The organism is Pseudomonas sp. BN505, from assembly GCF_029873175.1.
GTDB classification, from domain to species: domain Bacteria; phylum Pseudomonadota; class Gammaproteobacteria; order Pseudomonadales; family Pseudomonadaceae; genus Aquipseudomonas; species Aquipseudomonas putida.
Map to the genome: position 1 here is coordinate 124,669 of NZ_SSOI01000020.1, position 20,497 is coordinate 145,165.

The window sequence follows — 20,497 nt, forward strand, 5'->3', positions numbered from 1 at the left end:
CTCATCCTTCTTTTCGTCCGTGATTGCCTGGCGTCTTGTCGCCGGTCACTTCGCGGTACCACAACGCATGGTGCTTGCGCGCCCAGGCACGGCTGACCCAGCCATGCAGCATGGCGCCGATCGAGCCCTTGATCCAGATGCCGGCGTAGATGTGCACGATGATGCTGAGGATCAGCACGAAGCCCGCCAGTGCGTGGGCAAGCGATGCCAGGCGAATGGAGCCTATATCAAAGAAGTGACTGAAATAGGCCCGCCAGATCACCACGCCGCTGATCAACAACACCAGCATGCACAGCAATAGCGTCCAGAACAGCAGTTTCTGCCCGGCGTTGTATTTACCAATGGGGGGCACGCCTTCTTCGCGGTTGACCATCACCCGATCAATGCGACGCAACCACAGGCGGTCGTTGGCGGTGATGAAGTTGGCGCGCCAGAAGCGGAACACCAGGCCGAGGAAAAACACGAACATCGCCACACCCATGAACGGGTGCAGGATGCGCGTCCATGGCCCACCGCCGAACAGATGGCTTAACCAGAACAGCGCCGGGTGAAACAGCGCCAGCCCGGAAAGCCCGGCCATGAAGAACAGGATGGCGACAATCCAGTGGTTGGTCCGCTCGTTGGCGTTGTAGCGCAGGATGGGTTTGTTGTCGTTCATGGCCGCTGCTCCCCTTGCCCACCGGGCTGCTTCGGATCGTAGACATGCACCGCCGGGTCTACCTGGTGCACGCTGTCATCGGGCGGCGCTGGGTGCTCGTCCTCCTCTACCCGCTGCGGGCCCACCCGCACGTAGTGGAAGAACCCGGCCAATACCGCCGCGCCCATGGCCAGCAGCGCCAGCGGTTTGGTGAAGCCCTTCCACAGCCCCACAAGCGGGCTGATCACCGGCTGGTCCGGCAGGCCGGCGTACAGCCTCGGCGTGTCGGCATGGTGCAGCACGTACATCACGTGGGTGCCACCGACGCCATCCGGGTCGTACAGCCCGGCCTTGTCGTAGCCCCGCGACTTCAGGTCGACGATGCGCTCGGCGGCGTGCACCTTCATCTCGTCCTTGCTGCCGAACACGATCGCCCCGGTCGGGCAGGTTTTCACGCAGGCCGGCTCCAGGCCCACGCTCACGCGATCGGAACACAGCGTGCACTTGTACGCCTTGTGGTCCTTCTGCGAGATGCGCGGGATGTTGAACGGGCAGCCGGTGATGCAGTAACCGCAACCGATGCAGTGGTCCTGGTTGAAGTCGACGATGCCGTTGGCGTGCTTGATGATCGCCCCCGGGCTCGGGCAGGCCTTCAGGCAACCTGGGTCGGCGCAGTGCATGCAACCATCCTTGCGGATCAGCCACTCCAGGTTGCCGTCGTCGCGCTCGTGCTCGGTGAAGCGCATCAGGGTCCAGGTCTCGGCAGTGAGGTCCTGGGGGTTGTCGTAGGTGCCGTGGTTGTGGCCGACCTCGTCACGCAGTTCGTTCCACTCCGAACACGCCACCTGGCAGGCCTTGCAGCCGATGCACTTGGTGGTATCGATCAGCTTGGCGACTTCCTGCTGCTGGCGTACCGAAGGCGGTACGGTGGTGGTGGCCGAGCGGGCGATGATGTCTTGGCTGGCCATCAGAGTTTCTCCACTTTGACGAGGAACGACTTGGACTCTGGCGTCTGCGTGTTGCCGTCACCCAGGAATGGCACCAGCGTGTTGGTCAGGTAGCCATGCCGCGTTGCACCGGTGAAGCCCCAGTGCAACGGGATGCCGATCTGGTGCACGGTCTGGTTGTTGACCTGCAGCGGGCGAATCCGCTTGGTCACTACCGCCACCGCATCGATATGCCCGCGCTTGCTCGACACCCGCACCCGGTCGCCGGCCTTGATGCCTTTCTCCTTGGCGAGTACCTCGCCGATCTCGACGAACTGCTCCGGCTGGGCAATGGCGTTGAGCCGGCAATGCTTGCTCCAGAAGTGGAAGTGCTCGGTGAGCCGGTAGGTGGTCGCCGCATAGGGGAACTCGTCGTGGGTGCCGAGGGTGTCCCACACCGAGTCGAAGATGCGCCCGGCCGGGTTGCTGACCACCTTCTTGTTCTGCGGGTGCAGCGGGTTGATGCCAATGGGCGTTTCGAATGGCTCGTAATGCTCGGGGAACGGGCCTTCGGCCATCTTGTCGATGGCGAAGAAGCGCGCCACGCCTTCAGGGTTCATGATGAACGGGTTCATACCCGCTTCCGGTGGCGAGTCGACCTTGAAGTCCGGCACGTCGGTGCCGGTCCAGGCCTTGCCGTTCCACCACACCAGGCGCTTTTTCTCCGGGTCCCACGGCTTGCCTTGCGGGTCGCTGGAGGCACGGTTGTAGAGGATGCGGCGGTTGGCCGGCCAGGCCCAGGCCCAGTTCTGCACCTGATGCATGCCGTAGGGGTCGCTGTTGTCACGACGGGCCATCTGGTTGCCCTGCTCGGTCCAGCTGCCGGCGAAGATCCAGCAGCCGGACCCCGTGCTGCCATCGTCCTTCAATTGCCCGAAGCCCGACAGCTGCTGGCCGGCTTTGAGCGTGGCGCCGGTGGCGTCGGTAAGGTCGGTGACTGCCCAGCCGTTCATCTCCTTGGCCAGCTCCTCCGGGGATGGCTCTTCAGGAATCCTGTACGGCCAGCTGATGTTCATGATCGCGTCAGGGTAGGCGCCGCCCTCGGCCTGGTAGCGTTGGCGCATGCGCAGGAACAGCTCGCTCATGATCTGCACGTCGGTACGGGTCTCACCCGGGCCGTCGGCCCCCTTCCAGTGCCATTGCAGCCAGCGGCTGCTGTTGACCAGCGAGCCATCCTCCTCGGCGAAGCAGGTGGTGGGCAGGCGGATCACTTCGGTCTGGATACTGGCCGTATCGACATCGTTGAATGGCCCGGCGTTGCGCCAGAACTCCGAGGTTTCGGTAGCCAGCGGGTCCATGATCACCAGCCACTTGAGCTTGCCCAATGCCGCAGTCACGCGGTTCTTGTCCGGCAGCGCAGCGATCGGGTTGAAGCCTTGGCACACGTAGCCGTTGACCTTGCCTTGGCTCATCATCTCGAACATGCGCAGCACGTCATAGGCAGGCACGTCGAGCTTGGGCAGCCAGTCATAACCCCAGTTGTTTTCTGCCGTGGCGTTAGCGCCGTACCAGGCCTTCATCAGGCTGACGTGGAACTTGCCGTAGTTCTGCCAGTACGACAGTTGCCCCGGGCGCAGCGGTTTGGATGCGCGCTTGTCGATGTAGGTGGCGTAGTCCTGCTCGGCATCCCCAGCCAAGGTCAGGTAACCCGGCAGCGAGTTCGACAGCAGGCCGAGGTCGGTCAGGCCCTGGATGTTGGAATGCCCGCGCAGTGCGTTGACCCCGCCACCTGGCATGCCGACGTTGCCCAGCAGCAGCTGGACCATGGCCGCGCTGCGGATGATCTGCGCACCAATGGAGTGTTGCGTCCAGCCCAGTGCGTAGAGAATCGTCATGGTCTTGCCCGGTACCGAGCAGGTGGCGATCTCTTCCCAGACCTTCATCATGGCGTCCTGTGGCATGCCACAGATCATGCTCGCCAGCTCAGGGGTGTAGCGGCTGTAATGCTGCTTCATCAGCTGGAACACGCAACGCGGGTGCTGCAGGGTCGGGTCGACCTTGGCAAAACCGTCCTCACCCAGCTCGTAACCCCAGCCGGACTTGTCGGCATACACGCGCTTGGCCTCGTCGTAGCCGCTGAACAGCCCGTCCTCGAAGCCATAGCTCTCTTTGACGATGAACGACACGTCGGTGTAGTTGCGCACGTACTCGTGCTGGATCTTGTCAGTACTCAGCAGGTAATTGATCAGCCCGCCCATGAAGGCGATGTCGGTACCGGTACGGATCGGCGCGTAGTAATCCGCGACCGAAGCGGTACGGGTAAAGCGTGGGTCGACCACGATCAGCCGCGCCTTGTTGTGCGCCTTGGCCTCGGTCACCCATTTGAAGCCGCACGGGTGCGCTTCTGCTGCGTTGCCACCCATCACCAGGACCAGATTCGCGTTGGCGATATCGGACCAGTGGTTGGTCATGGCGCCACGGCCGTACGTCGGGGCAAGACTTGCCACCGTCGGGCCATGTCAGACACGTGCCTGGTTATCGAACCCCAGCATGCCTGTTGCGCGGACGACCTTGTGGGTCAGGTAGCCAGCCTCGCTGGAGGCGGCGGAGGCAGCAAGAAAACCGGTGGTAAGCCAGCGGTTGACGGTTTGCCCTTGGGCGTTCTTCTCGATGAAGTTGGCGTCGCGGTCCTGCTTCATCAGGTCGGCGACGCGGTCGAGCGCCTCGTCCCAGCTGACCCGCACCCACTCCTTGCTACCCGGCTTGCGTACCTCGGGGTACTGCAGGCGGCTTGGGCTGTGGATAAAGTCCAGCAGGCCGGCGCCTTTCGGGCATAGAGTGCCGCGGTTGACCGGGTGGTCGGCGTCACCTTCGATATGGATGATGCTCTGTTTGACGTTCTTGCCCGCATCGCCCTGGCTGTACAGGATCAGGCCACAGCCGACCGAGCAGTAGGGGCAGGTGTTACGGGCTTCTTTGGTGTGCGCCAGCTTGAAGTGACGCACCTGCTCGGCGAAGGCCGGCGTCGGGGCCATGCCCAACGCCGCCAGGCTCGAGCCTCCAAGGCCGACGGCGGCGACCTTGAAGAATTGCCGACGGTTGAGGTCCATCGTGCACTCCTGATCAGGTGATGGACGCGCGGAACATGGCCGGCGCCTCTTGGTAGTCACGGTGGCGGTTTTGACGGCCGCCAACAGGTAAGACTAGTCAAGAATCCGAAACGTGCGATGACCTGGGTCAGGGGCGATGCAGTTGCTGCATGGATTGTGATTGCCTGAGTACCTAGCGGCCCACTTCATTGCCTGACATGTAACTAAAAGCAAAAAAACCACCTGCCAGGCAGTAGCCCCACGTCAAGTTCAGAAACGGACTACATCCAAGGGTGACTGTTGCTTGCTAGCGTCGCGAAAAATCCTAGGGATGGTGCTCACATGAACAAGAACTTCAGCCGCGTCACACTCTTGATGGCCTCGCTATTAATGGCAGCACCGTCGCTGGCGGCCCCTCCGAAAACCAGCCCTACGTCCCCCATCACTTCCGAAGCTGCTCGAACAATGGCCGCCAACGCCGAGCGCGCAGCCCGTGCCCACGGTTATGCCATCGTCATAAGCATCGTCGACAGCCATGGCAACCTGAAGCACTTCCACCGCATGGACGGCACCAGCAGCGGCAGCATCCAGGTCGCGCAACTCAAGGCCTCGACTTCTGCCCGCTTCCCACTTTCCTCCAGCTCGCTGGCGGACCGCAGCGCCTCACTACCAGCCAATCCCTACGCGTCCTTGCCAGGCTTCACCCTGTTGGGCGGCGGTTTGCCGATCATCGACGGCGACGGCCAGCATATCGGTGGCATCGGCATCAGCGGCGCAACGCCAGAGCTGGACGCGCAGTTTGCCCAGACAGCGCTGGATGGCGATGCCTGAGCTCACGCATAAAAAAACCCAAGGCAGCTGCCCTGGGTTTCTGGTTTTGCTTGACGCCTGACCGCTCGAATCAGAACGGGAAAGGATTCCTGAGAGACATCCTGTAAATTTTTTCGCCTTATCCCACAAGGGCCGGCTGTCAAATCATTGTAACATAACACCATAAAATGTAAAGAAAATCACACCACTCATCGGAAAATTTTACAACCCGAGGAGCGTTCAAACTGGCCTCCTACAAATTTGCAAACTGTCTGTAGAGTCGAACACCTCCACAGCCAACTCCTGCTTCGTCACCAATGCGGCATGGTCCGAGTCTCAACCAGTGCCACCATCGAAACGGCACGAATTCCTATCAGCTTGGCGAGCGCCCTGAGCGTTGAAAGGGATGGTGAGTTGTTCGAGCATCTCATGGGAAGACGAGTCGAATTTGATTTGATAGCCCGATTGTGAACGGCTAACCAACCGTCTACGTACCCACCAGACCTACTTTTCGTCGGTGATCGTCTCATCAGCGATAAGCTCTCTCAGCATTCCTCGCATTGCTTCTACATCGGTGGAATCTGCATCGACCTCAATGCTCAAGTCGATTGCTAGCTTCGCTAGGATACGAAGTTCAGCGTTGCTTACGGAATCTATGTGGTCCGCAAGCAAAGGATTTGCCGCAAGGATGATACGCCGTAACGCCTTTAGCCCCGAGTGGTCCGTGTCCATGGCCGGTTTCTCCAGATTTAGCCTGCTTAAGTTTAGCTAGCTGTTATGAGCCACAGGACGAGACCGGAATGTTTGAGACAGCCGGTAATGACGCAGAGATGGTTGACCTACGATCTAGCTATCGCTACCCGGCTATGCCGGGAGGAGCCCAGCGGATGCCTGGCATCGGCTCGATACAGAAAAGTCCCCTGAACGGCACAGAGCGCGTACACAATCACCTTCGTTTCTCTGATCTACGAAGAGTGTTGAGCGGCTATTGTGACATTTTCAACAAATAAGCAGCCCCTGCGCCTCTGAACCCCCCGAATTCCCTAGCCTGAGGCGTACGCGCTCGAAGAACGTACCGCACCTTGTTTACAAGGAGCATAAATAGCGCTGTGTGACATTCATCGAGAACGATCATGGCTGACAATGTGCTCATCGACCTTTTGAAGAAAAATGGTCCCATGCTAAGCAGCGATCTATCCAAGCTGCTTGAAACCAGCTGTGGGCTCACCCCTGAAGCGGCCAGGAAACGAGTCGAACGAGGCTGTGTTGGCATGACACGACTCAACCACATTATCTTCCCTCATCGAGCACGCTTCAGCTATCTGTGCGAGGACTACGGCTCTCCATTTTTCTTCGATAGCTTGATGGGGGCCCTGAAGAAAACACGGAGCACCTACTTCTCCGCATTACAGGCTCTCGCGCTTCGAGGAAACGTGATGCCCCGAACGCATTTTCTAATCGCCTGTGGTGCCCCTGTCGCCCAGAAAAAGCACATCGCAGCCGAAAGCCTGCTGGAGCGATTGATTAAGGCGACCCTCGTTAAGGAGGTAAACCTTCCTGGTGGGGAATGTTGCGTGGTTCGATGTGATCACCACCAAATGCTCGAAGTGACGTCCTTATGGGCAAAGATGAAAGGCAGACTGATCGCCGAGAAGGTTACGCTTCTGGCGGTGAAGGATTGGTCGCGCAATTTGGGAATGGTCAGCTACGAGTCGGTGGCAACCCGTGAAGATGATTGCTCGAAAGGGCTGCCCAAGGTTGGGACCTTTAATTGGGACTTAGCGGGCCCCTCGTATCTATTTCCGATGCGAGAGTACACCAGCACCACCATCAAGCCTGGCTTCTTTGTATGCGACCTCGCCCTGAACGGCAGGGTGACAGCGGATCAACTGGCCGGTTTCGTCAACAAATGCGTCACGCTGCGAAACCTCAAAAAAGTAGGTAAATGCCTACAGGTGTTTGTCGCCGAAAGCTATGAAAGCGAGGCATTCGCTCTTCTCAAAGAAAAGGGAATCATTCCAGCAACAACTGAAAGCCTTTTTGGCCGTGATGTGGCATTGGCGCTCAAGAATCTCTGCACGGTACTGAGCGACACAGCGAAGCTCACCCAGAACCCTGAAGCTCTGGACAAGATCTTCAACGACCTTTCCCGAATTGAGGGCGCCGCATCAACACTACGCGGAAGCCTGTTCGAGTTTGCAGTTGCCCAAATCGCGAGGTCTACGTTCTTGGGATATCCCCAGGAGATGAACAGGATCGTCCGAGACTCTATTGGTGCTGAGGCAGAAATCGACGTTCTGGCTCACCGACCGAACCATGAGGTCATCTTCATCGAATGCAAAGGGATACATCCGATCAGTACCCTTAGTGACGATGAGGTGGAGAGATGGATCAACAAACGCATACCTGTCATCAGGGGCTTTGTGAAGGCGCATTCGGAGTGGACGAACATCTCCCAAAGATACGAGCTATGGACGAGCGGCAAACTGTCCGAAAACGCAATTGCGATGGTCAAGGATGCACAAATAAAGAACCCAAGAATCGAAATCCAGCTGCGAGATGCTGACTATGTCCTGGCTCAAGCGGTATCCAGCAACGAACCTGGCCTTCTGAAGACCTACCGCCAGCATTTTGTGACGCACCCAATGCAGGAATTTGAAGAAGCTCAAAAACGCCAGAGGCGTAAAGCCGAGAAAGCGAAGAACAGGTCAAAGGTTCCCGCTGTAGAGGCACCACCCCCTCCGCCTCAAACCTCTCCGCCAATTGAGCCCTATACGGGGTTCATGCATGGCTAGCTGCCCGAAGCTAAATGTTCCATCAGACACATACGCGAGTTGAGAGCAGATGGCTACTGATCCAAACTAAATCCGTGTCGTAGAAATCACCGTTACATAACGGTACTTTTTGCCGTACTTCTTCCGCGCTTCCATTTCGGCTACCAGTGCGCTCAACACTGGCGATTCGTAATGCACCACCTCGTAATCGCCTTCAAAAATGTTTGTGACATGAAGCTCTACGCGGAGCTTGGAGGAATACCCCGAAGGCGGCTTCTGCCGGGAAGCTGGGGCCATCGACTTGGGCGATTCGGCTATCGTGCTAGAGCCGCCGAAGAGCGCACGACGCATCTCTTCCTCAAGAGAATTAGTGCTCATTGAGACCTCTTTTATCTGATGACACGCAACCACTCGACAAGAACGGAGTAGCTGGTAGGAAGGAATATCGCTCGCTCTGGCTTGCGTATGAGCCCAGTCGAGGCTGGGTGTAGGAAATGTTCGACCAGGCTACTGAGCGTTGAGCGCCTACCGGCCTGTACGGAACTCTGCCGCGATGGAAATTTTTTTCACGCGCGCGCTTTTTATTTGAAATCAAAAAAAGCTATACCCCAGCTAACGCTGGGAAGAGAACCAGAGTTAGGTGTTCGCCTCACCGCCTCCAGCGGATTCAAGATCAAATGCAGTATAAAAAGGTTGTCAAGTTAAATCAATGAAAAATAAGGATTTTTTTTAAACCCCGTCGTTCCTTCCATCTCTGAGAGATGGGAAGAAGACATGTGGCAGAGTCATGGCCCTAGAAGGCCCAGCAAGGGCCATCAGCCAATGAATTGCCACTAAGGCGCCCCACCCTATATGGCGGCAGCCAAAAGCGCTTAAAGAGGGCCTGGGGGCGCCTCGTTCGCGATGCGTTCGTCTGACAGAACCACTCCTTCCAACGACGCGATTATTACCAGCACAGAGCCTTGGAGTTAACGGCTGAGCTGCTGAAGCTGGTAGCCAAGGTTTCTCAAGCTGTAAGGGTTACGGTCACGATAGAAGCGGCTTAAGCCGCTGACCAAGCCCTCAACATTCAACTCGCTCCACGGAGCGCTGCGGCTCTAAAAGCAGACTATCCGGACCGATGGCACATCACCCGATGGCTGCTGGGACCGCGTGCCGCGAAGGAGCCATGGATTGTTGGCTGCTGCCGTAGCCACTCCCGATCCTTGGTGTGCGAGGGTGCCCTTCGGAGATTGAGTCAGGCGAGGCTGGGAAACGGGCAGGACTACGAAAAGGCCATGTTGGCCAATGGCCATCCATTGGCTATAGTTTGCGCATCTATGCTGGGGAGCGACGGCAGTGAAGCTTGAGTCACGAATAGTCTTTCTTGATACAAATGTTTATATATCCAAGAACTATCAATTCCTCACACATAGCTTGGGCTCCATTAAGAAACTACGAGAGGCAGAGGAAATCCTGTTGATCGTCCCTGACGTCACAAACTCAGAGGTCAGATCTCACATATGTGCGGAGTCGGCCAAAGCCGCTTCCGCTTTAAAACATGTAAAAAAAGAGGCAATGGTAATCCGGAATTTACCGGCAGCACCTGCCCATGGAATATTTACGAATATCACTGCGGAACAGATTAAGCAGCATCTTATCGATAACTGGGAACATTTTTTGGGTGGCCCTGGAATCGAGCGAATAAGCGTAGATACAGTCGCTCCAAGCCGAGTCTTTACTCGATATTTCTCAGTTACTTCCCCTTTTGCCGCTGGCGGCAAAGAGAAAGAGTTCGCTGACGCATTTGTACTGGAGCGTCTAGCAGACTTGGTCAAGGAACGGCACCACCCGATCCATGTTATTAGCACTGACAAGGACCTGCAAAAATTCTGTGCCGAGGACAACGGACTGTTATTGAGTGAGTCCGTCGACGCATTTATAGATGCGGTAAACGTAAGCGTTTCAATCGAACCCGCAGCCTTCGCAGCAGAAGCCCTCGCCAAAATCAGAGATGATGTCATGAGCGTGGTAGAGAGTCGCTTGCCAGAGGTCGACTACGAAATCAAGTCTAGCGACTGGGATGCCGAACTAGAAGAAATCACCATCCGAAGCATCGACTTTGTAAGAGCTAATCTTGTCTATGTAGAGAGCGATCAATGCTTATATGAAATCGAGTATAACGTAACAATTGATACTGTCGAAACCATAAAAGACTATGATCGCAGCCCATTCGATCACGAGGATGATAGCTACCCGTTCGTCCTAGAAACCTTGGTTGAACGAACCTTTGAAAAAATCATCCCTATAGAAACGATGATTTTCTACCAAGACAAATTGCTTGACACAGTGAGCTTCGATATTGACATGCCATATGGAGTGCAACTATCGAACCCTCTCGAAGAATCAAGGAAGGAACTGGACATTAATGGCGATTAATCTCCTATTAAATTACGCCATTCCGGAACACTGGCGCTGTGCTAACCGATGACGCGTAACCGCTTGCGCGAGCGGCGAACTTCAAGTTCGCCTGCATTACCCAGCGGGACTCAATCGCCTGGCAAGGAACGACCGATTCCCTCAGCTATTTTCCCAAAGTAGTACTTAACCCGCTGTCGTAGCATTCCCCCAAAGGGAGCGACCTCTGCATCAACTATCACCAGAAGCTGCTTTCTTAATTCGTCAGTCCAGTCATATTCGTCCAAAAGTGCGTTTCGAACAGGGTGGTCGTGCTCGAAACGTTTAATCAGACTCGCAAAAAGATGGTCGTTCGAACATGAGTCTGTGATGAGCAGGGTAGCGAAGTCAGCGGCCTCAATGTGGTGAAGGAAGGCGACACCGCCGTAATTACCATCCTCTAAGCCGTATTCGTACAGTGAGGTGTAGCTACTGGGATCATCTCTCAAGCGAGCAATATAGCAATCTGCAACCTGTGCCATGCGCCTACGCCCCATTTCCTCACACGCAAGCTTGACCACCGAGTAAATCGCTTGGAATTCTGGGCTGCTGAACGATGAATAGCCGAGCCCAGCTGCGCCCGTGCCATCAAACCCAAATGCGCCTTTGTTGGGCTTCAGGGTATTTTGCTCAAGCTGCTTAGAGACGTAGCCAGCGAAATAGGACACGACCTCCACTCCTTGGCCAAGCAGCGGATCGCCATATTCTCGCAACGTCAGGATGATGCCTGCGCTGTGCAGGATCTCACCAGGATGGTTGTACCTTCCCTCGGCCAACGCTCTTACCAGCGCGGGGGCGGCAATGTCGTACTCCGTTTTTGACAGCTGAGTCCAATTCCATAGCAGCCTCCACGCAGGAACCTCAGCATGACCAACTACCTCCGGATGGCGGGCAAGGATGTCATTTATCTCCGACACCTCTATATTCCCGGTGAAGAACAGTTCGCTAAGGTGCTTCGGACCGATGATAGGGTCCGTCCATTGCACATCAGGATATCGGCTCGCCAGCAGCTCAAACGGCTGCTCCCCCGCCCCTTTTGCACCTTGAGCGCCAATGCGTGCAACGGCAAATCGGGTAGTCGGAAGATTTTGAAGGGTTTCCTTGGTTAATGTGCCGGTTCGCGACTCACTACCCGTGGCGATCATATATAGCAAAAGCTGCTTCAGAGCCTCAGGCTTCCCCTTTAGGCGCGGGTCAACGGCCTCGATCAGGCGCTCATAGTCACCAAGCACGGCACGCAGATTTCGAAAATTCGGCTTACCCGAAGCAGTGAATGTGCTCAGCAACGCCGACTGCTCACGCTCAACAACCTCCCGAGCAGTGCTCGAACTCAGACCTGCTCGGAGTTTTTCCAGGACCTCCCCCGGATCAGCCTTGACCGTGATCGTCTTGCCAATCAGCTTTTCTTTCTGCCTCGCGTACTCGTCACGCTGGCCATCGGGTATTTCTTCCTCGTTGACCAAAATGATGACTTTGAGGCGCTCATGCTCGACAAGTGTGTTGATGAATCCCATCACATCGGGAATCTTCATGGAGCACCGCTCCAAATCATCAATGACCAGAACCTTGCCTTCCAGCTTCAAAACCAGGTCCTGAAAAATCTGGCCACTATTCTTCGCCCCGGCGAATTTCTCCGCCAGGCTGCCTGCGATGGTGCCTATGAGCCGCGAGGCCTTTGAGGTCAGGTGGGGGTGAAGCTGCGCAAAGAACTGATCATTGATCGCGGAAGTGGACGTGATGCCGTACAGGCTTGCGTACAAGTAACACATACCTTCGTCACTAGACGTCCTCCTGGAACGCTCCTCAAGATACTTCTTAATGAAGTGGGTCTTTCCCGCCCCCCACGGTGCGCTCAGCATTACGGCATATTCAGCCTCGACCGCGTCGTCCAAGTAATAATCGAGGAACCGCGCTGCTTCAAGAACGTAGCTCTTTCCCATTCGCTTAAAACTCTGGCTGGACAGGGAGTGGATCTGGATCTTCACCCCTTTGGAGAGCGTTCGATTTCAGATCACATGCGAGGAAAGTATCTGCGATGACATGGCAATCCTCTAGACCGGCGATGATGAGCCTCAATTCCCCCTCCGGCATATCCGTCTCGATTTCCACTTCGACATCCGGGAAGTGCTGGTCTGGCAGAATGATCAGCCGCTGGAGAGGCCGCATACCTGGAGCCAGCACGAATTCAAAGACGTCTTGGATGGCATCTGCACGAAAAGAGAAGCAGGTCATTATTTACTCAACGAGTGGGAATTGCTGGGCTGTACGAAAAACACAACCCTCATGGGGTACGCTCACTCTAACATCACCTTGCCGAGAGAGCGCACCCAAGAACCCGGCACCCGCTGGGCAAATCCAGCAGCTTCTGCTGCTGGTCTTCAGTACCTAGGTCATGGTGCTTACAGATTGCACACTCCCTAGCCTTCAGGTCGCTACCTCCTGAGGTGCCGCTGGGGTTTACTTCAAGATCTTCGGCGTGAGAATGCTACTCAGCTGTATCTCGCTGACTTCGAGCAGTCCTCTCAGGCAAGACGCTGCCCAACCATAGCCCTGATTAGCCGACTCCATAATTTCCAGCTCGGTTTGTATCACCGGCTTCCAATCCACCAGCTTCTTCGCTGCTACACGGACGGCCACGGTACTGATCTGCACTTGAGTCGCAAGCTTGAAGGCTCGCGCATCTACACACATTTTTATATGGGCAGAGATGCGCCTCTGTTCGGGAACACTGAACGCTGACTCATTAAACCCAAGCTCGAACTGCGTTACCGAGCCCGCAGTATCGAATCGGGTTACGAGTTTCAATTTGCCCAATATCACATTATCAAACATTGGATGCAAAAGTTGGTAACCTACTCCATTCACGTGCTTACTTCCTCGCCTTTGATTGCACGAGATGCACGATGGTATTAGATTCCAGCTAAACACAGAAAATTCAGGAAAAGGCATTTTTGGCAGATAATGCTCTACCGTCCAAACCATTGAACTCCCACACATCGGACAAGACCAAATCAAGACATCCCTGAGTTTTGGAATCCAATCGAGCCCATATTTTTTTGCCCCACCATCGTATGCCTTATGCAAGCAAACTGTCTGCCCTAAAGACAATCCCACCGCCTTTAACTGTGGAGATCCGGCGCAGTTCACATAGGCCTTATAAGCATTTTCAATCACTGGAAAGCACCCGTACAGAAAGGGTATGCCTGTAGTCAATGCGTCGAGAGTGGCCAAATCGTCAATAACACTAGAGTGACTGAACGAACGCATAGTCAATCAAACTCCCTAGGTTTGCTCATGCGATCTTTTATTTCCATCAACATATCAATGTTGAAAATGTCTTGATAGGCCGCGACAACCTGCTCAAAGGACATATTAGTTTTAGCAATTGTCTCTGTGACCTTTCGATGATAAGCGTCAACGGTGCTATCACCAAATACGGCCAAAGAAATCTCCGCTACATTTGCCCCTAGCGTTTGAAGATATGGCCTGCTGATAGAGGCTGTTTGACCGGTACGTTCCAGAATATGTACGCAGTGAGTAGGGACTTCGCGCACGACATACGCCGAATGAGTCGCGACAATTGCGAGCGATGAAGTTCGCTCTAATATCTTGTACAGAAACATCATATAGTCAGATACAAGATTAGGATGCAGATAGGTCTCCGGCTCATCAATCAGCAGCAAAGTACCATATCCCGCCAAAGTTAGAAAATGCAGGGCGAAGTGAAACATGCTGCGCTGACCGCTGCTGAGTTCTATTACCAGCCTTGTATCTAAAGTTAAAAAACTTGGCTCTCGCTCTGTATCGATTGTTCCCAATATATCTAAGAAGCGCTGCTCCCCAGTCATCTGACTGGTAAAGCTCCAATTTCTACCGTCGCCGTCTTTTACACAGCAGTAATCAGGACAGTCTGCCGTGACAGGTATTGCTAGCAAATGCATCGGCATGATGCCCGATAGAGCGTCTGTTAAAATTTTACTTTTTGACTGATCAAACTTACTATCTGTATCGCGCAACAGTGTAACTAGGAGATAGGAGAGATTCTGATAGAACTGCTTGCTCTCTTTTTTGGCTGTCGTATTAAATGCATGATACTCGAATGCGCCCATGGTACTGAAGCGCGGCAAAGGTGATGAAGGGTCGGAAAAATAAGACACAACGCGATTGAATCTAAATCCCCCATCGGCATTAAACGAGGCACCATCAAACTGGCTAAGTACTTTATTCTCTGAGGAGATGAGTACCGGCGGACAACTATGAGCCGCATTGGAAGTAGACGCGAGCGTCACTGCGAGGCGAGCGAGAAGATTGGTTTTTCCTGTCCCGTTTACACCTATAAGACAGTGTACCCTGTCATCAAAGTACTGATGATGGCGATAGCTGACATCAAGGGTTACAGAGTTGAGCACACCAGGAAGGCCAGTCGAGAAACTGAACGCGACCTTGGCGTCGCCCATTGGAGGCTGTATATATGCGCCGCCATATCCGTTTATCAAAGATAGATATGCGTTATGACTTCGCAGAACGCCCAACCTAAAAGGCTCTGTTTGGATTATATGCTCATATTTCCCCGCACCTATATAGCGATCATACGACACATCATGCAGAGCCGTGAGCAGGTAATTCATCCTATCAAAAGGCATTTTTTTAGCTAGATGCTTGTATTGATCCGGATTTGCTAAAAGGCTTACAAAGAAATAGAGATCTCCATCAGGGGCATGTGAAAGATAAGAGAATGGCTTGATCTCCTTGACATTAACCGGGAGTAGGTACGCACTGAGGAATATCCACTCACCTGCGTAACTGAAATACACAGTTGCATGATAGTTATAGGTAAAATCATTCCAGTTAGGCTTTGAGCTACTTACTTCTAGCCATTCACCAAAGCCATCGGGAGCATCCTCAAGCTTAATTTTCCATGACATGCCTATCTCCTTGCAGACACGAGCCACTAGCAACCGTACTGGTCGGGATACTAGCACTTTGGCATTCAGGAATGGCGCACGCTTCGGATGAGCGATTGAGGCTTTGGAATCCGTAGTCGGCCCAGGGGGTCCATCAGGCTTGGCTCAATGCAACACAGGAAGGCACCTAGTGGGCCCTGGGTAGATCAGCCGGAACGGCTAATCGTAAACCTCTCTCGCGCACTCAACCCGAGTGGGTAGCTCGGGCATCGAGCGATTGAGGGACCTATACAGCGTCGAACGGTGCACACCGAGTAGGGACGCAATCTGCGACACCGGCTTACCATCCCCCACCAGTTGCATCGCGTGCTCAATCTGTTGGGCATTGAGGGAATGCTTAGGTCCGAATTTCACGCCTCTACGCATCGCCGCCTCTCGGCCCGTGCGGGTGCGATCAATAATGAGGGAACGCTCAAATGAAGCGATCCCGGCGAATATCGTCAGGATCATCTGACCCGCCGAGGTCGTGGTATCTAGCCAGGGCTCAGCAAGGGATCGCAGACCTGCGCCAACCTCATTTAAACGCTCTGCTATTGAAAGAAGATCAAGCGTCGATCTCGCAAGGCGGTCTAGTCGAGTAATCACCAGCACATCTCCCTCCCGGAGATGATCAAGCAGCCTGACTAGCTGAGGCCTGTCAATCTTAGCTCCACTGATCTTCTCCTCGAAAATCCGGGAACACCCGACCGAAATTAGCATCTCCCTTTGAATTTCAAGTTCCTGGCCTGTTGTCGATACTCTGGCGTAGCCAATGTTCAATTTATCACTCCTCACATGTCGCAATTATCGATTTTAGAATAGCACAACTTGCGACTAATTTACGCGACACCAGAAACCTAGAAACTTTGGACTAGGTACGAATGTCGCGTATCTTAAGACTTATGCGACACCTTTCCAAAAGTTGAAGACCAGAGACACAAGAGAGTGTGAGGAGTCCACGCCTACCTGCCGAACTTGTACTCATAATCAGTCGTAACCGGTATATCCTCAAGAAGCTCATCCAGCGCTAATGCGAGACGTGGCTCATCAAAAATCTCAAGCTCGGTAAAGCTCACCGCAACTGCAATCCGTAACTGCTCCGGTGTCAAGGTGTTCGGATCAAAAGCCCAGACCTGAAGCTTAATCACTGACGTGTCACGAAAATGAAACTCGTCAACGAATGTTGCCCCGCTTTCCACAGACTTCCACTGAGTGATATTGATCCCGTAGGTTTTCTGAGGCTGATCAGCAAGCATTGTGAATTTATCAAGATAGCTGTCCCCGACCTCGACCAACCCATCAATCGAGAAGTCTCTCACATACAAATCCTTGAGCCTTGGAGAGGACACCATGGAGCGGAGCAGAAAGATTGGGTATCCGAATTTAATCCTGGACCTTTCCGCCAGCAAAACCTTGATCTTATCAAGCAGGTGCTCATCTGTAACAGCCATGATACGAAACATGCTTCAGTCTCCCCTATGTTTATAAAGCATATTTTTTGCTGATATAGCTTCGAAGCCAGTCATATTCCATCGGCGAAGTCATATCGATTGGCCGCCGCGCACCCAATTCCACGATGCTAGTGAGCAGCCACAAATTCGACGCACTCGCATCATTTTTATGGATGCGAGCTGCGACCTGCATGATAGATGCCTGACGTTTTGTGGATTCCAGCTGTTCAGCTTCGACAGACTTAAGGTAATCTCCACCTACGTCATAGAGGACGACCCTTTCATTGTTGATCCAGTCTCCAGGTTGATCGGAATAGACTTCTACCGGCCCATTTCTCCAGATAGTGTAGATGTGATTTATATTCGCGCAGCCAGGATACACGTCGGCTACTTCCTCTATCTTCAAAAGCAAATGCTGTTCACGGCGCTCGCTAAGATTCATATGCCCTGGCGTATTCAGGTAGATGCTTGAGATCGAGGTTGATTGAAGCTTTGCGGAAAGCAAGAGCTGAAGTTCAGCGACATCACCGATCAACAGCATGTGCTCACCAACTGGCTCATCATCCTGCCACTCAACTTTCGTAATATAGAACCATTCGATATTGAGCGAGTGAAATACAAACCTCCACTCTGGCGCTTCATGCTCATCAAATAGGTTCATAACGCGAGCACCCATCATTGTATGAAACATACTGCCTCCAGAATTAAACTCGCGACTCAAACTCGCTGATGCACGCCTGACATACTGTTTTAATCCACCCGCCCTTCAACCGCTGCTTTACCCCCGGAGCACCACAGTTCTCACATACAATTGCAGAGAAAGCCTCCGCCATATCAATTGCCGCATTGATGTATTCATCACCACCCGAATAATAAATGCGGAGATCACCAAACTTTTCTTTCACCTGCTTAAAAACTACTTGCTCGATTTTCTGGTGATCTACGTGCGCCTGAACACGCTCGCATAGTGCTTCCAACAGCCCAAACCATCCGCTCCCGCACTCTATCCCCCAGTAATGGACTCCCAACGGGTTTTCTCGGGACTGGGCAAAAATCATGGGATAATTTTTAATAAAGTCCTCACTGGCGTTTATCATATTTACACTCTCCAGTTATTAAAATTTGGATGCAGGTCGCCGTCCCGGAAGCTCAGTAAATTGAGCACGTCCAAGATTCGGAAAAAGTCGAAGAAGCCGAAAATTCAGCAAGCGGCAGGATACTGCCTGTTCCTGCGAGCTGGCAATAGGTTCAATGCTTCCTTTTAGCCATCCAAGCGCTATGAACTATAAATTGGCATTTGGGGCTGTCTTCCGGCGACTTCGCCATCAGAGGGGGCTGACCCAAGAGCAATTCGAACCTGCGGCGACGGCCCGGTATGTGAGGAATCTCGAAAAGGGCGAATACTCGCCGTCGCTCAGCACATTTCGTGCGCTGTGCGATGTTTTGGAGGTCTCTCCAGTGACGCTGGCCTGCTTGGTCGAAGCCGAATTTATCGGTGGGGAAGCCAGGCTTCTGCTCAACGAAGCAGCGAAGGAGCTGAGAGAGGTTGACGAGTAAGTCATCCCTCCAGTCGTAGAGCGGATCAGCATAGGAGCCGCTCAGAGCGGTTTCTATAATCGATCTATAATCGCCTATAAAGTCCTATAAGCCGCATGAAATGCGGGTCTCAGTCAGCCCTTATCTCTCTCCGCTCATTGCTCAAGACCTGACCTGAAGACCTTTAGGCGGACTTGCGCTGCACGCGTGGGTCCAAGCCCGACTGCGACCGACCGTCCATACTGAGCTACGAAAGCCACAATCAAGATGTGCCGCGTCAGGAGGACTCTCTGGGCTCAAGGGAGCAATGTGCGGATCCTGCACCTTGCTTTCCTGCATCTGCCCTTGGAGGCGGGACCACTCTACGTCCCGCAGACAACCGGCCTTCGGCCGAATATATCCAGCGGTAGGTTCTTCTCTCACTGGATGCGCTCTGGTTCCCCAGGCTCTAGGCTAGTGTGCCCCCTGATCAAGTCCGGTGCCAATCTCGCGACGCACTGTCCGTCTGCTTGCGCCTAGGACTCACCAGACTCAGGCATGAAGCCATCGTAAGCGTTCCGCCAAATGTCATGCGCGATTGGGATACCCATAGGCCCGGTGGCCAACCAGATCGCATCAATGCCGGATCATCGGGTGACAGCTGGGAAATCACACCTGATTTGACCAGCAATTTGCCTCGGATGTAACCAGCGCACGGGTACGTCTCGACCGGCAGGAATCGACCCTTTGCAGCCGTTCGAGGTGTCTACGAAAACGAGGTCGATTCAGTTCGACATCTTTCGGGGGGCGCAGGACTCGTTCCTGGGACACCTGAGAATGAACTCACTGACGTCCGTGGAGGCGAGTTACCTGTGGTGACACCGAGTTTATGTCGCCAAGCTCCTTCACCATGTAAACCGCAGACGTCGGGCAGAGGCTGTTGAACTCCTCCGAACTGGAAATTGCCTTTGGGGCTTGGGATCGGTCTCTCTGCTCATATCCCCGAGCCGCGAAGAAGTCGGGTGCTGTTGTGGTCAGCAGATGAAGGCTTTGGGCTCCGTCAGCTTCCGCTATTCGCTCAAGTGCTCTGAGCAGCAGGTTACCGATCCCTGACTTTCGCTGGGCCGGTACGACAACCAGTGAGCGAATCAGACGAGTCCGACCGCTTCCTTCAATGCCCCCGTATCCCAGCTCCGTTTCTCCCCGGTGAAAGGAATAGAACATTCGACCGGGCTGCAAAAGGTCTTGGGTCGGCAAGCCCGCAGCAGTCAGATGCGCAGCTAGGCCTTGGATTTGATCGGTATCAAGCAATCGGACAGAGATATCAGACCGGTTCATTGGGAACTCTGGGGATGGTATCGACGGCCAGTATAGGGCCTAGAGCGCGGGCTTTTTCCAGTTCTATGACGTCCCGTAAGGCGAGGCGATTGTAAATATCTGCTTTACCGTATATTCGAATCATCATATATTCGAATTTCCAGATATTGGCCGTGCATACATTCCTCAGGAGGGCACATGCGGGAAACACTGACTCCCCCCATCGTTTTCAAATGCCTGGCTGATGACACCCGGGCCCGGATGACCCTGCTGATCGCCCGTGAAGGCGAACTCTGTGTCTGCGAACTTACCCACGCGCTGGAGCTGAGCCAGCCGAAGATCTCCCGTCATCTTGCCCAGTTGCGCGAGGCTGGAATCCTGATGGATCGCCGCAAGGGTCAATGGGTGTATTACCGACTGCACCCCGAACTGCCTCAGTGGGTGGACGCGATGCTGAAGGGAGTGGTCGATGCCAACCAGGAATGGTTGAGCCCCGATGCATTGCGCCTTGCCGAAATGGGCGAGCGGCCGCAGAACCCTGTTGCTTGTGCTTGAGACTTCCCTTCGCTGATTGAGTTGTAGTCATGCTGATCGCATTT

At 54.2% G+C, this 20,497-nt stretch carries 18 protein-coding genes; 5 read left to right on the forward strand and 13 right to left on the reverse strand.

What is annotated here, in order from left to right; translation table 11 throughout:
- Window position 1: 1 nt before the first annotated feature.
- Genes E8E78_RS03525 through fdnG form a run of 3 tightly spaced genes read right to left on the reverse strand, consistent with a single transcriptional unit; the run spans window position 2 to window position 4,673 of the window.
- Window positions 2-658, reverse strand: a complete 657-nt coding sequence (locus E8E78_RS03525) for a formate dehydrogenase subunit gamma (RefSeq protein WP_059395832.1) — start codon at window positions 656-658, stop codon at window positions 2-4.
- Window positions 655-1,605, reverse strand: a complete 951-nt coding sequence (gene fdxH / locus E8E78_RS03530) for a formate dehydrogenase subunit beta (RefSeq protein WP_016497754.1) — start codon at window positions 1,603-1,605, stop codon at window positions 655-657. Before fdxH ends, E8E78_RS03525 begins: the two co-directional genes overlap by 4 nt.
- Window positions 1,605-4,673, reverse strand: coding sequence for a formate dehydrogenase-N subunit alpha (gene fdnG, locus E8E78_RS03535; RefSeq protein WP_280311870.1), 3,069 nt, complete (start codon window positions 4,671-4,673; stop codon window positions 1,605-1,607). The genes fdxH and fdnG overlap by 1 nt, the downstream gene beginning before the upstream one ends.
- 321 nt (window positions 4,674-4,994) lie before the next feature.
- Between fdnG and E8E78_RS03540 the strand changes: the two genes are divergently transcribed.
- Entirely contained in the window at window positions 4,995-5,483 is a 489-nt protein-coding gene (locus E8E78_RS03540; RefSeq protein ID WP_080889261.1) for a heme-binding protein, read from the forward strand.
- 483 nt (window positions 5,484-5,966) lie between these two features.
- Here the strand turns inward: E8E78_RS03540 and E8E78_RS03545 are convergent, their stop codons facing one another.
- Window positions 5,967-6,194 (reverse strand): hypothetical protein, encoded by a 228-nt coding sequence (locus tag E8E78_RS03545; RefSeq protein WP_280311873.1) that lies wholly within the window; start codon window positions 6,192-6,194, stop codon window positions 5,967-5,969.
- 401 nt (window positions 6,195-6,595) lie between these two features.
- Between E8E78_RS03545 and E8E78_RS03550 the strand changes: the two genes are divergently transcribed.
- Window positions 6,596-8,257 carry a hypothetical protein gene (locus E8E78_RS03550; RefSeq protein WP_280311875.1) on the forward strand — a complete coding sequence of 554 codons (1,662 nt, stop codon included), beginning with the start codon at window positions 6,596-6,598 and terminating at the stop codon, window positions 8,255-8,257.
- A gap of 66 nt (window positions 8,258-8,323) precedes the next feature.
- Here the strand turns inward: E8E78_RS03550 and E8E78_RS03555 are convergent, their stop codons facing one another.
- Window positions 8,324-8,614, reverse strand: a complete 291-nt coding sequence (locus E8E78_RS03555) for a hypothetical protein (RefSeq protein ID WP_280311877.1) — start codon at window positions 8,612-8,614, stop codon at window positions 8,324-8,326.
- A 960-nt stretch (window positions 8,615-9,574) separates the two neighbouring features.
- On the opposite strand from E8E78_RS03555, the gene E8E78_RS03560 reads away from it, so the two are divergent.
- A complete protein-coding gene (locus E8E78_RS03560; protein WP_280311879.1) occupies window positions 9,575-10,654 on the forward strand; it encodes a PIN domain-containing protein in 1,080 nt (359 codons plus the stop codon).
- A 110-nt stretch (window positions 10,655-10,764) separates the two neighbouring features.
- Here the strand turns inward: E8E78_RS03560 and E8E78_RS03565 are convergent, their stop codons facing one another.
- The 8 genes from E8E78_RS03565 to E8E78_RS03600 form a co-directional block, all read right to left on the reverse strand.
- Window positions 10,765-12,612, reverse strand: coding sequence for a P-loop NTPase fold protein (locus E8E78_RS03565; RefSeq protein ID WP_280311880.1), 1,848 nt, complete (start codon window positions 12,610-12,612; stop codon window positions 10,765-10,767).
- A gap of 4 nt (window positions 12,613-12,616) precedes the next feature.
- The gene (locus tag E8E78_RS03570; RefSeq protein ID WP_280311881.1) at window positions 12,617-12,904 is read right to left on the reverse strand and encodes a hypothetical protein; all 288 of its coding nucleotides are present in this window, start codon (window positions 12,902-12,904) and stop codon (window positions 12,617-12,619) included.
- A gap of 225 nt (window positions 12,905-13,129) precedes the next feature.
- A complete protein-coding gene (locus tag E8E78_RS03575) occupies window positions 13,130-13,537 on the reverse strand; it encodes a hypothetical protein (protein WP_280337090.1) in 408 nt (135 codons plus the stop codon).
- Window positions 13,538-13,941: 404 nt separating this feature from the next.
- Entirely contained in the window at window positions 13,942-15,597 is a 1,656-nt protein-coding gene (locus E8E78_RS03580; protein ID WP_280311884.1) for an AAA family ATPase, read from the reverse strand.
- A gap of 198 nt (window positions 15,598-15,795) precedes the next feature.
- On the reverse strand, window positions 15,796-16,395 hold the full coding sequence (locus E8E78_RS03585) for a recombinase family protein (RefSeq protein WP_280311885.1): 600 nt from the start codon (window positions 16,393-16,395) through the stop codon (window positions 15,796-15,798).
- 182 nt (window positions 16,396-16,577) lie between these two features.
- Entirely contained in the window at window positions 16,578-17,078 is a 501-nt protein-coding gene (locus E8E78_RS03590) for a hypothetical protein (RefSeq protein ID WP_280311887.1), read from the reverse strand.
- A 19-nt stretch (window positions 17,079-17,097) separates the two neighbouring features.
- Window positions 17,098-17,757 (reverse strand): hypothetical protein, encoded by a 660-nt coding sequence (locus E8E78_RS03595; RefSeq protein WP_280311888.1) that lies wholly within the window; start codon window positions 17,755-17,757, stop codon window positions 17,098-17,100.
- Between the two features lie 13 nt (window positions 17,758-17,770).
- Window positions 17,771-18,163, reverse strand: a complete 393-nt coding sequence (locus tag E8E78_RS03600) for a hypothetical protein (protein WP_280311889.1) — start codon at window positions 18,161-18,163, stop codon at window positions 17,771-17,773.
- A 181-nt stretch (window positions 18,164-18,344) separates the two neighbouring features.
- Between E8E78_RS03600 and E8E78_RS03605 the strand changes: the two genes are divergently transcribed.
- Window positions 18,345-18,623 carry a helix-turn-helix transcriptional regulator gene (locus E8E78_RS03605; protein ID WP_212628236.1) on the forward strand — a complete coding sequence of 93 codons (279 nt, stop codon included), beginning with the start codon at window positions 18,345-18,347 and terminating at the stop codon, window positions 18,621-18,623.
- Window positions 18,624-20,096: 1,473 nt separating this feature from the next.
- A complete protein-coding gene (locus E8E78_RS03610; protein ID WP_027917261.1) occupies window positions 20,097-20,453 on the forward strand; it encodes a metalloregulator ArsR/SmtB family transcription factor in 357 nt (118 codons plus the stop codon).
- Window positions 20,454-20,497 lie beyond the last annotated feature (44 nt).